At 61.8% G+C, this 13,423-nt stretch carries 18 protein-coding genes; all 18 read right to left on the bottom strand.

From position 1 onward, the window contains the following. Nucleotides 1-3 precede the first annotated feature (3 nt). The gene (gene nuoK / locus ACGYK9_RS14085) at nucleotides 4-309 is read right to left on the bottom strand and encodes an NADH-quinone oxidoreductase subunit NuoK (protein WP_007119508.1); all 306 of its coding nucleotides are present in this window, start codon (nucleotides 307-309) and stop codon (nucleotides 4-6) included. Nucleotides 310-570: 261 nt separating this feature from the next. Further along, the gene (locus ACGYK9_RS14080) at nucleotides 571-1,173 is read right to left on the bottom strand and encodes an NADH-quinone oxidoreductase subunit J (protein WP_067268146.1); all 603 of its coding nucleotides are present in this window, start codon (nucleotides 1,171-1,173) and stop codon (nucleotides 571-573) included. Further along, nucleotides 1,170-1,586, bottom strand: coding sequence for a carboxymuconolactone decarboxylase family protein (locus ACGYK9_RS14075; protein WP_394414437.1), 417 nt, complete (start codon nucleotides 1,584-1,586; stop codon nucleotides 1,170-1,172). Before ACGYK9_RS14075 ends, ACGYK9_RS14080 begins: the two co-directional genes overlap by 4 nt. Further along, on the bottom strand, nucleotides 1,583-2,077 hold the full coding sequence (nuoI, locus tag ACGYK9_RS14070; RefSeq protein ID WP_394414434.1) for an NADH-quinone oxidoreductase subunit NuoI: 495 nt from the start codon (nucleotides 2,075-2,077) through the stop codon (nucleotides 1,583-1,585). The genes ACGYK9_RS14075 and nuoI overlap by 4 nt, the downstream gene beginning before the upstream one ends. A 1-nt stretch (nucleotide 2,078) precedes the next feature. Further along, on the bottom strand, nucleotides 2,079-3,119 hold the full coding sequence (gene nuoH / locus ACGYK9_RS14065) for an NADH-quinone oxidoreductase subunit NuoH (RefSeq protein WP_394414431.1): 1,041 nt from the start codon (nucleotides 3,117-3,119) through the stop codon (nucleotides 2,079-2,081). Between the two features lie 6 nt (nucleotides 3,120-3,125). Then, on the bottom strand, nucleotides 3,126-3,500 hold the full coding sequence (locus ACGYK9_RS14060; protein ID WP_067263450.1) for a hypothetical protein: 375 nt from the start codon (nucleotides 3,498-3,500) through the stop codon (nucleotides 3,126-3,128). Nucleotides 3,501-3,505: 5 nt separating this feature from the next. After that, complete coding sequence (gene nuoG / locus ACGYK9_RS14055; RefSeq protein ID WP_394422563.1) at nucleotides 3,506-5,521, bottom strand: NADH-quinone oxidoreductase subunit NuoG; 2,016 nt, start codon at nucleotides 5,519-5,521, stop codon at nucleotides 3,506-3,508. 4 nt (nucleotides 5,522-5,525) lie between these two features. Continuing rightward, the gene (locus tag ACGYK9_RS14050) at nucleotides 5,526-5,936 is read right to left on the bottom strand and encodes a DUF5333 domain-containing protein (protein ID WP_322327938.1); all 411 of its coding nucleotides are present in this window, start codon (nucleotides 5,934-5,936) and stop codon (nucleotides 5,526-5,528) included. A 120-nt stretch (nucleotides 5,937-6,056) separates the two neighbouring features. Further along, nucleotides 6,057-6,383, bottom strand: a complete 327-nt coding sequence (locus tag ACGYK9_RS14045) for a hypothetical protein (protein WP_394412259.1) — start codon at nucleotides 6,381-6,383, stop codon at nucleotides 6,057-6,059. 138 nt (nucleotides 6,384-6,521) lie between these two features. Beyond that, nucleotides 6,522-7,817, bottom strand: coding sequence for an NADH-quinone oxidoreductase subunit NuoF (gene nuoF / locus ACGYK9_RS14040; protein WP_209218008.1), 1,296 nt, complete (start codon nucleotides 7,815-7,817; stop codon nucleotides 6,522-6,524). 5 nt (nucleotides 7,818-7,822) lie between these two features. Next, entirely contained in the window at nucleotides 7,823-8,056 is a 234-nt protein-coding gene (locus ACGYK9_RS14035) for a DUF5337 domain-containing protein (protein ID WP_394412256.1), read from the bottom strand. Nucleotides 8,057-8,074: 18 nt separating this feature from the next. After that, nucleotides 8,075-8,947 carry a hypothetical protein gene (locus ACGYK9_RS14030; protein WP_394412253.1) on the bottom strand — a complete coding sequence of 291 codons (873 nt, stop codon included), beginning with the start codon at nucleotides 8,945-8,947 and terminating at the stop codon, nucleotides 8,075-8,077. A 92-nt stretch (nucleotides 8,948-9,039) separates the two neighbouring features. Next, a complete protein-coding gene (locus tag ACGYK9_RS14025) occupies nucleotides 9,040-10,191 on the bottom strand; it encodes an NADH-quinone oxidoreductase subunit E (RefSeq protein ID WP_394412250.1) in 1,152 nt (383 codons plus the stop codon). Between the two features lie 79 nt (nucleotides 10,192-10,270). After that, nucleotides 10,271-11,515 (bottom strand): NADH-quinone oxidoreductase subunit D, encoded by a 1,245-nt coding sequence (locus ACGYK9_RS14020; RefSeq protein WP_271693443.1) that lies wholly within the window; start codon nucleotides 11,513-11,515, stop codon nucleotides 10,271-10,273. Beyond that, on the bottom strand, nucleotides 11,515-11,688 hold the full coding sequence (locus ACGYK9_RS14015; protein ID WP_271687645.1) for a hypothetical protein: 174 nt from the start codon (nucleotides 11,686-11,688) through the stop codon (nucleotides 11,515-11,517). Before ACGYK9_RS14015 ends, ACGYK9_RS14020 begins: the two co-directional genes overlap by 1 nt. Beyond that, nucleotides 11,688-12,317 carry an NADH-quinone oxidoreductase subunit C gene (locus ACGYK9_RS14010; protein WP_394412247.1) on the bottom strand — a complete coding sequence of 210 codons (630 nt, stop codon included), beginning with the start codon at nucleotides 12,315-12,317 and terminating at the stop codon, nucleotides 11,688-11,690. Before ACGYK9_RS14010 ends, ACGYK9_RS14015 begins: the two co-directional genes overlap by 1 nt. Nucleotides 12,318-12,418: 101 nt before the next feature. After that, on the bottom strand, nucleotides 12,419-13,033 hold the full coding sequence (locus ACGYK9_RS14005) for an NADH-quinone oxidoreductase subunit B family protein (RefSeq protein WP_231886322.1): 615 nt from the start codon (nucleotides 13,031-13,033) through the stop codon (nucleotides 12,419-12,421). After that, the gene (locus ACGYK9_RS14000) at nucleotides 13,024-13,389 is read right to left on the bottom strand and encodes an NADH-quinone oxidoreductase subunit A (RefSeq protein WP_067263411.1); all 366 of its coding nucleotides are present in this window, start codon (nucleotides 13,387-13,389) and stop codon (nucleotides 13,024-13,026) included. Before ACGYK9_RS14000 ends, ACGYK9_RS14005 begins: the two co-directional genes overlap by 10 nt. Nucleotides 13,390-13,423 lie beyond the last annotated feature (34 nt).

Genomic DNA, 13,423 nt, shown 5'->3' with positions numbered 1-13,423 from the left:
GCCTCAGCCCTTCATCACGTTGACATCTTCCACCGCGATCGAGCCACGGTTGCGGAAGAAACAGACCAAAATGGCGAGGCCGATGGCAGCCTCGGCCGCGGCGACGGTAAGCACGAAAAGCGTGAAGACCTGCCCCGTCAGATCACCAAGGAAGCTCGAAAAGGCGACGAGGTTGATATTCACCGCAAGCAGCATCAATTCGATGCTCATCAGCAGAATGATCACGTTCTTGCGGTTCAGGAATAGCCCGAAGATGCCGATGACAAACAGCGTCGCCGCCACTGTCAGGTAATGCTCAAGTCCGATCATGTCGTCCCTTACGTTCCCGCCCCTTGATGGGCTTTGGTCGCGCCCCATCTGAGGGGGCTTTTAGTATCACTTTGCCCCGGCTGCCACCGGGATTGCCGAGGGTTTAGCCGATAAAGCTGTAGCCGCCGAAAAACACGACGATCAACACCACGACCAGTACCACGATTGTTGTTCTCGACATTTCGACGTCCCTTCTCTCTCTTGGTTCAGCCGTTCTCTTTCAAAGAGAACGGCCCCGGAATTTTCAAAAAATTCCGTCTGTTACAGGCCCTGCCCTGACTTCACGTCGCGCAGTTCCATCGCCTTAGCCGGGTCGCGCATCATCTGGGCCACCACGTCTTGGCGCTTTACATCCTTGCGGTGACGCAGTGTCAGCACAATCGCCCCGATCATCGCCACCAGCAGGATCAAACCCGCCAGTTGGAACAGCAGGAAGTAACGATCATAAAGCAGCAGGCCGAGGGCTTCGGTGTTGAACCGCGCGGGATCAATCGCATTGGCCCGCAGGCTTTCCGCCGCCGCGCTCTGCTCCCATGCGCCGAAGGCCATGACGAATTGCATCAAGATCACCAGCCCGATCAGCAGCGCCAGCGGCATGTAGCGCGCCATCTCGGCCTTGAGCTCGGCGAAGTCCACGTCGAGCATCATGACGACGAAGAGGAAGAGCACCGCCACCGCGCCCACATAGACGATGACCAGCAGCATCGCCACGAACTCCGCGCCGAGCAGAACAAAGAGCCCCGCCGCCGAAAGGAAGGACAGGATCAGCCAAAGCACCGAATGCACCGGGTTGCGGCTGATCACCGTGAACAGCCCGCCGGTGATGACGCTGATCGCGAAGAGGTAAAATGAAAAGACCGTCATGCGCCGTCTTCCTTCTTGGTGTCTTGTTCGTCGTCGAGGACCGATTGCGCCAATTCCAGCGCCCGGGTCATCGCCGGAAGCCCGGCAAAGACCGACATCTGGCTGATCGTCTCGACGATATGTTGTTTCGTGGCCCCCGCCTCGCGAGCGTGGCGCACGGTTTGACGAAGGGCCATGTCATTCTGCGCGCCCTGCATGGTCAGCCCGGCGAGGGTCAGAAGCAGCCGCGTCCGCGCGTCCAGCCCGCCCTTGTTCACCGTATCGCCGAACCAGAAATCCATCATCTCTTTCGGCATGGTGCCCATCATCACCTCGAACCCTTTGGGCGAAAAAGCATCCATGGCCGGAAAGGCTTTCGCCATCTCCTGCGCTTGCTTCATCATCGCATCAAAAGGGTTCTTGGGGTCGCTCATCTGTAGGGCGCGTCCATTTCGAGGTTGCGGGCAATTTCGGCTTCCCAGCGTTCGCCGTTGTCCAAAAGCTTGGCCTTGTCGTAGTAAAGCTCTTCGCGGGTCTCAGTCGAGAACTCGAAGTTCGGGCCTTCGACAATGGCATCCACCGGGCAAGCCTCTTGGCAGAAACCGCAGTAAATGCATTTGGTCATGTCGATGTCATAGCGCGTGGTGCGGCGGCTGCCGTCCTCGCGGGCTTCGGCATCGATGGTGATAGCCTGCGCGGGGCAGACGGCCTCGCACAGTTTGCAAGCGATGCACCGTTCCTCGCCGTTGGGGTACCGCCGCAACGCGTGTTCGCCACGGAAACGGGGCGACAGCGGCCCCTTCTCGTGCGGGTAGTTCAGCGTGGTCTTCGGCGCAAAGAAATAGCGCATCCCCAGCATGAACGCCTTGGCGTAATCCGCCAGCAGGAAGTATTTCGCGGCGCGGGTGTAATCGGTGTTAACCATGTCAGCCCCCTACGGTCCAGCGGGCGTAGATGCCCCAGAACCAGTCGAATTTTGCAGCGAAGGCCACGAAGACCACCCAGAAGAGCGAGAAGGGCAGGAAGACTTTCCACCCCAGCCGCATCAGCTGATCATAGCGGTAGCGCGGCGTGATTGCCTTCACCATGGCGAACATGAAGAAGACCATCAGCATCTTGATAAACATCCAGAAGAAGCCATCGGGCAGGAACGGCACCGGCGACAGCCAGCCACCGAAGAACATCAGCGACACCAGCGCGCACATCAGCACCACGGCCACCAGCTCGCCAATCATGAAGAGCAGGAAGGGCGTGGAGGAATATTCCACCTGGTAGCCTGCCACCAGTTCCGATTCCGCTTCCGGCAGGTCGAAGGGCGGGCGGTTGGTCTCCGCCAGCGCCGAGATGAAGAACAGGATCAGCATCGGGAAATGCGGCAGGAAGTACCAGTTCAGCAGACCCCAGTCGCCATCCTGGGCCGCCACGATGGAGGAGAAGTTCATCGATCCGGTCGAGAGGATCACGCCGATGATGATCAGACCGATCGAGACTTCGTAAGAGATCATCTGCGCGGCGGAGCGCAAAGAGCCCAAGAAGGGATATTTCGAGTTCGAGGCCCAACCGCCCATGATCACGCCGTAAACCTCGAGCGAAGAAACCGCGAAGACATAGAGGATCGCCACGTTGATGTCCGACAGGATCCAACCGTCGTTAAACGGGATCACTGCCCAAGCGATCATTGCCATGACGAAGGAAATCATCGGCGCAAGGAAGAAGACCCCCTTGTCGGCGCCCGCCGGAACCACCACTTCCTTAACGATATATTTGAGGAAGTCGGCAAAACTCTGCAGCAGGCCGAAGACGCCCACAACGTTGGGGCCGCGGCGCATCATCACGGCGGCCCAGATCTTGCGGTCGGCATACATGAGGAAGGCCAGCGCCAGCAATAGCGGCACGACCAGCAGCAACACCTGCGCAACCGTCAGAAGGCCAATGCCTAACCCGGTTGTGTAAAAGAAATCAGCCATAAGTCCTCACACCGTCGGAATGCCGCGTTCCGCGCATTGAAACGCGGTCACTTCGGCATCAATTGTCTTCAAGCCTTTGGGCAGGCTCGGCGAGATTGTGTAAACAGCATCTGCCCGCCATATGCCACCCTCTTCGCTCACATTTGTCCGCACATGACGCGCAAAACCGTAGCCCCGGATCAGCGTGTATTGCGCGGCGGCGCATTCGGCGTAGTCCGACACGTCCTGCGCCGAAAGCGCCTTGGTCATCGCCACGTTGAATTGCACCAAATCCCCGTCCAAAAGCTGGGTTTCGACCCCCTTGTAATCGGGGATAAAATCCTCGGCCACCGGCACCTGCGGTTCGCAGGCGGCCAGTAGCATCAAGGGGGCCAACGCCATTGTTCTCACTCCGCCGCCATCGGCTCGGCCCGGCGCGCGGCGGCCAGTGCCGACAGTTCCGCCATCAACTGGCTGGCCCGCGCGATCGGGTTGGAGAGATAGAAGTCACGCACCGCAGGCGCGAAAGACGCATTGCCCAGCTTGCCCGCAGGCAGCGCGTTCCATTCGTTTTCCGGCACCTCATCGACATTCGCCAGATGCGGCACGGCCTCGGTCAGCTTGCGGCGCAGTTCGGCAATGGAATCATAGCCCAGTTGCGCGCCCATCTCAGCCGAAAGTGCCCGGAGAATCGCCCAGTTCTCTTTCGCCTGCCCCGGTGCAAAGCCTGCGCGCAGCGCCAGCTGCGGGCGGCCTTCGGTGTTGACGAAAAGACCCGGCTCCTCGGTATAGGCGGCACCCGGCAGGATGATGTCGGCGCGGTGCGCGCCGCGGTCGCCGTGGCTGCCTTGGTAGATCACGAAGGGGCCTTCGCCGATCTCGATCTCGTCGGCACCGAGGTTGTAGATCACCTCTGCCGCGTTCACGTCGTCCATACCGTTTTCGGCCACGGCACCGATGTCCATGGCACCGACGCGCGAGGCGGCGGTGTGCAGGACCATCAGCTTGCTCTTGGTCTTCTCGGCCAGTTCCATCGCTTTCGCCAGAACCGCCGAACCATCGGCTTCGCGCAGGGCGCCCTGCCCGACGACGATCACCGAAGGCTGCTCCAGCACTTCGTCGAAGTCGCTGCCCATCAGTTTGTCGAGCGTGGCGCGGTCGTTGCCCAGATGGTGATGCGGATAGGTCAGATCAGCCGCTTCGCCGATCAGGCCGATCTCGGCGCCATTGGCCCATGCCTTACGGATACGCGCATTCAGCACCGGCGCCTCGACGGCGGGGTTCGTGCCAATGAGCTGGATCATCTTGGCATTGTCCAGATCCTCAATCCGCGCGTTGCCGACATAGCCGAAACGGTTGCCCGCGGGCAGTTTCGCGCCATCGGTGCGGCATTCGACAACACCGCCCTGCCCTTCGATCAGCTGTTTCAGGGCAAAGGCCGCCTCAACCGGGGCCAGATCGCCGATCAAACCGGCCAGCTTCTTGCCCTTCATCGCGGCGGCGGCGGCATTCAGCGCCTCGGGCCAGCTGGCTTTGCGCAGCTTGCCGTTCTCGCGGATGTAAGGTGTATCGAGACGCTGGCGGCGCAGACCGTCCCAAACGAAGCGCGTCTTGTCCGAAATCCACTCCTCGTTCACGCCATCATGGTTGCGCGGCAGGAAGCGCATGACTTCGCGGCCCTTGGTGTCCACGCGGATGTTGGAGCCGAGCGCATCCATCACGTCGATGCTCTCGGTCTTGCTGAGTTCCCACGGACGCGCGGTGAAGGCATAGGGTTTGGACACCAGCGCACCCACCGGGCAGAGGTCGATGATATTGCCGGACAGGTTGCTGTCGATCAGCGCGCCGAGATAGGTGGTGATCTCCGCATCCTCGCCGCGGCCGGTCTGGCCCATGACGTGCTGGCCTGCGACCTCGGTCGTGAAGCGCACGCAGCGGGTGCAGGAAATGCAGCGCGTCATGTGGGTTTCCACCAGGGGGCCGAGATCGAGATCTTCGGTCGCACGCTTGGGCTCGCGGTAGCGCGAGAAGTCGACGCCGTAGGCCATCGCCTGGTCCTGCAGGTCGCACTCACCGCCTTGGTCGCAGATCGGGCAATCCAGCGGGTGGTTGATGAGCAGGAATTCCATCACGCCCTCGCGGGCCTTCTTGACCATGGGCGAGTTGGTTTTCACGACCGGCGGCTGGCCCTCGGGACCGGGGCGCAGGTCGCGCACCTGCATGGCGCAGGAGGCGGCGGGCTTGGGCGGCCCGCCGACGACTTCCACAAGACACATGCGGCAGTTGCCAGCGATCGACAGACGCTCGTGGTAACAGAAGCGCGGCACTTCGATGCCGACCTGCTCGCAGGCCTGAATGAGCGTCATCGCCCCTTCGACTTCGACTTCCTTACCGTCGATGATGATCTTGCGGATATCGCTCATAAGCTCACTTTGCCTTCAGTAACGAACCGATCCGGCTCGATTTTTGAATCTCTTCGCGTCCGAGCGCACAATAGCTTTGCGGGTCCGAAGTATCGACCCCCTTCGCCTTGAAAAACGCGGCGCCCCGCGCTCTCATGCGCGCTTTTTCAGCGTCACTATCAATATAGGCGTCGATCTCGGCGTCGGAGTAGCCCAGATCGGTTGCCTTGCCTTTCAAGTCCCAAGCCATCTTGACCGCGCGCAGCATCCGCGCGCTGATGTCGGGGCAGTTCTTGCGGATGATGTCGGCGACGCCCATGTCCAAGAGCGCATCGTCGATGGCGGCCACCTCGCGCAGCGGCGGTTTGGCGGCGACCGGTGTCACGCTGGCGGCGGTCAGGCTCAGGCCCATCACGGCGATCATCAGGGTGCGCATATCAATTCTCCTTCATGCAGCGGGCCGGAACGGCCCGTCTGACAGATGGAGATTGCAGGCCGTGATATTCAATATCACCGCCCCCAAGGCCCGCAGGCCCGCGATATGTCGCCGATGCGATCACTGGGGGCAGCGCCCCTCAAAGGTCAGCGCCCCGCCATCGAACCGCAGCGCGCTTGCCGGGGCATCGGGGCCAAAGGTCCAGTCGATTTTCGAGTTGCCGTAGTTGCCGACACAGTATTTCACCGCCTCATAGCGCGCCGCCGCACGGGCGCCGTCGATGGATTTGCCGGCGTCCTTGACCGTCACCTGAAAGACATCCCGCTGGCCGTCGACCTTGCGCAGTTTGGTGTTGAAATACTGCCCGTCAAAGGCAATCCGCTCACCATCATTGGCGCAGCCTGCCAGCAGAGCGCTGAGCGTCAGAACCGTCAAAGCATATTTCATAGACCTACTCCGCTGCGCCATGGCCCGGCCTTGCCGATCGCCCCGCGCCTGTTGTGGACGGACGCGCCTGACGCGCGCCCGCTATCGCCGCTCCTGCATCAAGCGTCAAGCCGGTGAGGCCCGCCGCCGCGCAGGGTTTCACTCTGCCGCGACCGCGCTGACGCGGCCCGTGCGCTTGTGTTTGATCCGATCTTCGATCTCATCGCGGAAGTGGCGGATCAGACCTTGGATCGGCCAAGCCGCCGCATCGCCAAGCGCGCAGATCGTGTGGCCTTCGACCTGTTTGGTCACGTCGAGCAGCATGTCGATCTCTTCCGGCTCGGCATCGCCCGAGACCAGACGGTCCATCACCCGCATCATCCAACCGGTGCCTTCGCGGCAGGGCGTGCACTGGCCGCAGCTTTCGTGCTTGTAGAACTTCGACAGCCGCCAGATCGCCTTGATCACGTCCGTTGAGTTGTCCATCACGATCACCGCCGCGGTGCCGAGACCCGAACGCTGCTCACGCAGGTAGTCGAAGTCCATGATCGCGTCGCGCATGTCTTTGCCGGGGATCAGCGGCACCGACGACCCGCCGGGGATCACCGCCTTGAGATTGTCCCAGCCGCCGCGAATCCCGCCGCAATGGGTCTCGATCAGCTCTTCAAAGGAGATCGACATCGCCTCTTCGACAACGCAGGGGTTGTTCACGTGACCTGAGATCGCGAACAGCTTGGTGCCCGCGTTATTGGCGCGGCCAAAGCCTGCGAACCACTCCGGCCCGCGGCGCAGGATGGTCGGCACCACAGCGATGGATTCCACGTTGTTGACCGTTGTCGGGCAACCATAAAGACCCGCGCCCGCCGGGAACGGCGGCTTCATCCGGGGCATGCCCTTCTTGCCTTCGAGGCTTTCCAGCAGCGCGGTTTCTTCGCCACAGATATAGGCCCCTGCCCCGTGGTGCAGGTAGATATCGAAATCCCAGCCCGATTTGCTGGCGTTCTTGCCCACCAGACCGGCCTCATAGGCCTCATCAATCGCGGCCTGCAGGGCTTCGCGCTCGCGGATATACTCGCCGCGCAGGTAGATGTAGCAGGTATGCGCGTTCATCGCGAAAGAGGCGATCAGGCAGCCTTCGATCAGCGTATGCGGATCGTGGCGCATGATCTCGCGGTCTTTGCAGGTGCCCGGCTCGGATTCGTCGGCGTTGACCACAAGATAGGCCGGGCGGCCATCGCTTTCCTTCGGCATGAAGGACCACTTAAGCCCCGTGGGGAAGCCCGCCCCACCCCGGCCCCGCAGGCCAGAGGCTTTCATCTGGTCGACGATCCAATCGCGGCCCTTTTGAATGATCCCGGCGGTGCCATCCCAATGGCCGCGCGCCTGCGCGCCTTTCAGGGTGCGGTCATGCATGCCGTAGATGTTGGTAAAAATGCGGTCTTTGTCCTGAAGCATGATGCCTACCTTTGGTTCTCACGGCTGGCCCGGCGGGCCTGCCACATTTGATATATCACGGCCATCGCCCAGAAAAGCGCGGCCAGTGCAGCAAAGTCGAAGAGCAGCGCATAACGCCCCGGCAGGCCAAGCGCCGGGCCGGCCCATTGCATGGCCAGCCACAAGCACATCGTCACGGCAATGACCAGCCCTGCGGTGCGGCCCTTGCGGGCAAGCGCTCTGTCTTCGGCTTCGCTCATGTCTCTCTCTTACCCCGATCAGCCTTCGGCCTTGCCGTCACTGGCAAGCGCCTTGGCCTGACCGATCCAATCGTCGCGCCGGATACGGCCCTTGAAACGCAGACGGGAATCGACCCAGTCGATCTCTTCTCCCTCAAGGGCCGCGACCTGATCGAAATGGAAGATGCCCAATTCATTCAGCGTCTGTTCCAGCTTCGGCCCGATGCCGCCGATCCGCTTGAGGTCATCCGCCCCGCCCGCACGGGGTGCATCCAGCAGCGCGGGTTTTCCATCAGTCGATGCGCCGCCTGTCGCCCCCTTGGGCGCGGTTTCGACGGTCTCTTCCGGAGTGGTCACCACCGCAGGCGCTTCTTCGGCTTCGACAACCCGTTCCGGGGTGGCTTCGACGGCGGGTGTGTCAGCCACGGGCGGCGTCGGCGTTGTTTCCTCGGAGGTTCCGGCGGGCTCTTCCTCGCCCGCCACCTCGGCCTCGGCAACCTCATCCGGCGCGGCCTCAACGGCAGCTGTATCGGCCACGGGCGCGGTCGGCGGTGTCTCTGCCACAGGCTCAACCGGCGCGCTGGCCTTTCGCGCGGCCCCGATGCCTGCGTCACCGGCTGGGACGGTGCCCACCGCTGGCGAGACGCTGTCCGATGCCGTCGGTGCCGCTGCAACCGATGCTGCCGCCGCGCTGCGCGTGCTGTCTTGCGGTGCGGCGGCTGGCACGTCTTTGCACAGCAGGGTCATCGCCAGATAGCCCACAATCACCGCCACCAGCACACCGGCCAGAATGGACATCAACAGACCCCAGATGCCGAAAGCCAGCAACAGGAATGCCACAAGCAAACCGACACCGGCACCCAGCCACCAGCAGCGCTTGGTGCAGGCTTCTCGTTCCGAAATATCCGTCATGACTGTCCTTCTCTCCCTTGATACGGGCGATGCGGCTTATGGCTCTGCGGGGTGGTGTGGGTGCCGTCCTTGGCCCGTTGTTAATCTCCGTCTTATTCTTCTGCGAGGCGCGCGGCCTGCTCTACCCAATTGTCGCGGCTGACGCGGCCTTTGAACCCTTCGAGGTTCTGGTCGACCCAAGCGACCTCCTCAGGGCCCCATTGGGCGATCTGATCAAAGTGGTAGAAACCCATGCCGTTAAGCATCTGCTCCAGCTTCGGACCGACGCCTTTGATCTTTTTCAGATCATCCGCCTCGCCCTCACGCGGGCCGTCCAACTGCGCGGGCTTTTGGCCGGGCGTCGCGGGGGTGTCGGTCTCGGCCTTGGCGGCATCAACGGTTTCACCCGCGGGGTCGCGCTTGGAACGCGGCTTGCTTTTCGAGGCGGCCTCGGCCTCCTGCTCGGTGATGCCGGTCTTGTCGGCGCTTTCGCCCTCGGCGGGACGCGGCTCTTCGGCTTCGACCTCTTCCACGGTTTCAGGCTGCGGCGCGTCGGGCTTGCGCTGCCAAGGTGTCAGCAGCGGCACCTCGGTGCCGTCGATGCGCTTGACCGTATCGCCGATATCGACCGCCGCTTGCGCGCTGGCGTTATACTGCGTGCGCCCGCTTTCGTGATCCGTGAGGCTGGTCAACCCGCCCAGAGGCTCCGAGGCATAGCGCCCGTTCTGAGGGCCGGGCACGGGCACGCGCCCGTCGCTCAACTCATCAAGGATTTCGTTCAGCCGCGCGGTGGTCAGGTCTTCGTAATAGTCCTTGCCGATCTGCGCCATGGGGGCGTTGGAACAGGCGCCGAGGCATTCGACCTCTTCCCAAGAAAAACGCCCGTCCGCCGACAGCTCATGCGGCTTGGCGGCGATACGCTCTTTGCAGACGGCGACCAGATCCTCGGCCCCGCAAATCATGCAGGAGGTGGTGCCGCAAACTTGGATATGTGCCACGGAACCAACGGGTTGCAGCTGGAACATGAAGTAGAAGGTCGCCACTTCGAGGCCCCGGATATAGGCCATGCCCAGCATCTCCGAGACATGTTCAATCGCCGGGCGGGTCAACCAACCCTCTTGCTCTTGGGCGCGCCACAAAAGCGGAATGATCGCGCTGGCCTGACGGCCTTCGGGGTATTTGGTGATTTGCGCTTCGGCCCATTCTTGGTTGGCGGGCGTGAAGGCAAAACTGTCGGGCTGGTCAGGGTGTAGACGGCGGAGCATTAGTTCGAACCTATGGTCAGGCGGAGGCCAATGATGCCCCCGGCGTAAATTTCTTCAAAACGGGGTGACGCCAGCGGCATCACCGGTCAATCTCTCCAAAGACGACGTCCATGGTGCCGATGATCGCAGCGACATCGGCAAGCTGGTGACCACTGGCGACATGGTCCATCGCCTGCAGGTGCAAGAAGCCCGGCGCGCGGATTTTGGAGCGATAGGGTTTGTTGGAGCCATCGGCCACAAGGTAGACGCCAAACTCGCCCTTGGGCGCTTCTACGGCGCAGTAAACCTCCCCCTTGGGCACGTGGAACCCTTCGGTGTAAAGCTTGAAGTGGTGGATCAGGCTTTCCATGTCGGTCTTCATCGCGGTGCGCGACGGCGGGGTGATCTTGCCCCGGGCCAGTACATCGCCCTGCCCGTCGGGGGCGCGCAGCTTCTCGATCGCTTGCTGGATGATGTAGGTCGACTGGCGCATCTCTTCCATCCGGCAGAGGTAGCGGTCAAAGCAGTCGCCGTTCTTGCCCACGGGGATCTGGAAGTCGAATTCGTCGTAGCATTCATAGGGCTGCGCGCGACGCAGGTCCCAAGCAAAGCCCGACCCGCGCACCATCACACCGCTGAAGCCGTAGTTGAGGATGTCCTCTTCGGTCACGATGCCGATGTCGACGTTGCGCTGTTTGAAGATGCGGTTCTCGGTCAGCAGCTCATCGATGTCGACCATGAACTTCTTGAGGAACTGTTCACACCAAGCTTCAATATCGTCCAGCAGCGCGGGCGGCAGGTCTTGGTGAACGCCGCCGGGGCGGAAGTACGCCGCGTGCAGACGCGCGCCGCAGGCCCGCTCGTAAAAGATCATCAGGCTCTCACGCTCTTCAAAGCCCCAGAGCGGCGGCGTCAGCGCGCCCACGTCCAGCGCCTGCGTGGTGATATTGAGAAGGTGGTTCAGAATGCGCCCGATTTCCGAGAACAGCACCCGGATCAGCGAGGCACGGCGCGGCACCACCGTGTCGGTCAGCTTTTCGATGGCCAGACACCAAGCGTGCTCTTGGTTCATCGGGGCCACGTAATCCAGCCGGTCGAAATACGGCAGGTTTTGCAGGTAGGTGCGGCTTTCCATCAGCTTTTCGGTGCCACGGTGCAGCAGGCCGATATGGGGGTCGCAACGCTCTACCACCTCACCGTCAAGCTCAAGCACCAGACGCAAAACCCCGTGTGCGGCAGGGTGTTGCGGGCCGAAGTTGATGTTGAAGTTGCGAATCTTCTGCTCGCCGGACTCAAAGTCGGTCGACCCGTCGTCAAAGGCTTTTGTGCGAATGTCGCCGTCCATTACCGTTTCTCCAGTTCTTGCAGCTTCATGCCCATCCACCACAGCAGGGCAATCGTGCCCAGCGGGATCAGACAGGCCACCGCCCAGTATTTGTTGATGCCGAAGAACGGCAGCAGTTTGACCATCGGAATGGCGGTCAGCGCCGAGAGGATCAGCCAGCCGAACCCGCCCATTACTTCGCGTCCTTGCTCACATGACCGTCGGGTGCCGACTTGTCGTCGCCGGGCAGGATGTAATCGGCCCCTTCCCACGGCGACATGAAGTCGAACTGGCGGTATTCCTGAACGAGGCTTACGGGCTCATAGACCACACGTTTGGCGCCTTCGTCATAGCGCACCTCGGTATAACCCGTGGTCGGAAAATCCTTGCGCAGCGGGTGCCCGCGGAAACCATAGTCCGTCAGGATACGGCGCAGGTCCGGGTGGCCGGAAAAGAGGATGCCGAACATGTCAAAGACTTCACGCTCGAACCAATCGGCACTGGGATGCACGCCGGTGATCGAGGGCACCATGTCCTTCTCCCGCGCGGCGGCGCGCAGGCGGATGCGCTGGTTCTGATACATCGACAGGAAGTGGTAAACCACCTCGAACCGCTTGGCCCGGCCCGGATAATCCACTGCCGTAATGTCCACCAAAGTCGAGAAGCGGCAGGTCGGATCACCTTTGAGGAACTCGACAAGCCCGGCGACATTGGCCAGCGCCACATCCATGTTCAACTCACCCTTGGTGACATCCCATCCGAGCACGCAATCGGGGCGTTTGGCTTCGATATAGGCCCCAAGTTCCTGCAGTTGTTCGCTCATCGCAAATCTTCCTTCCACGCGCCGATCAACGCCATCTCACTGTCCCGCGCCTTTGGCGCTTTGTCCTTCTGCCTGCCCCGCTTGCGGCGCAGGCGGTTGCCTTAGCGCACGATCGTCCCGGTGCGACGAATTTTGCGCTGCAGCTGGAGGATACCATAAAGCAGTGCTTCCGCCGTCGGCGGGCAGCCGGGCACATAGACATCGACCGGCACGATGCGGTCACAGCCGCGCACGACCGAATAGCTGTAGTGATAGTAACCGCCGCCATTGGCGCAGGACCCCATCGAGATCACATAGCGCGGCTCTGGCATCTGGTCATAGACCTTGCGGAGCGCCGGGGCCATCTTGTTGGTCAGCGTGCCCGCGACGATCATCAGGTCCGACTGGCGCGGAGAGGCGCGTGGTGCTGTGCCGAAACGCTCAAGGTCATAGCGCGGCATGGAACTGTGCATCATTTCCACCGCGCAGCAGGCCAGACCGAAGGTCATCCAGTGCAAGCTGCCCGTGCGCGCCCAGTTGATGATGTCTTCGGTCGAAGTCAGCAGGAACCCCTTGTCCTGCAACTCGGCATTCAGGCTCTGGGTGGCGAACTCAGGGTCCGGCCCCGCGCCATATTGACCGTAGGCCGCAGGGGCGGAGGCACCGGATTTCACCCGTGGGCTTTGGTGGCCATCGCCCATCACCGGGGTGACGAGTGCGTCATCTTTTACTGCCATTCCAGCGCTCCCTTCTTCCATTCATAGGCGAAGCCCGCCGTCAGCACGCCCAAGAACACCATCATCGACCAGAAGCCCACCATGCTCACCTCTTTGAAGGCCACGGCCCATGGGAAGAGGAAGGCGATTTCAAGGTCGAAGATGATGAAGAGGATCGAGACCAGATAGAAACGCACATCAAACTTCATCCGCGCATCGTCGAATGCGTTGAACCCGCATTCATAGGCCGAGACCTTCTCCGGGTCAGGATTGCGCACGGCCACGACCACAGCGGCGAGGATCAGCACAAGGCCAAGGCCAATCGCCACGGCCAGAAAAACGAGGATGGGCAGGTATTCCCGCAGCATGTCGTCCAAGGGGATGCTCCTTTCGCGGTGCGCGGCATGAGGC

Origin of the sequence: Sulfitobacter sp. 1A15258, from assembly GCF_043557045.1 — a bacterium.
In the GTDB taxonomy this organism is placed as follows: domain Bacteria; phylum Pseudomonadota; class Alphaproteobacteria; order Rhodobacterales; family Rhodobacteraceae; genus Sulfitobacter; species Sulfitobacter faviae.
Note: the sequence above shows the minus strand (reverse complement) of the source record. Positions and strands in the feature narration are given on the sequence as shown.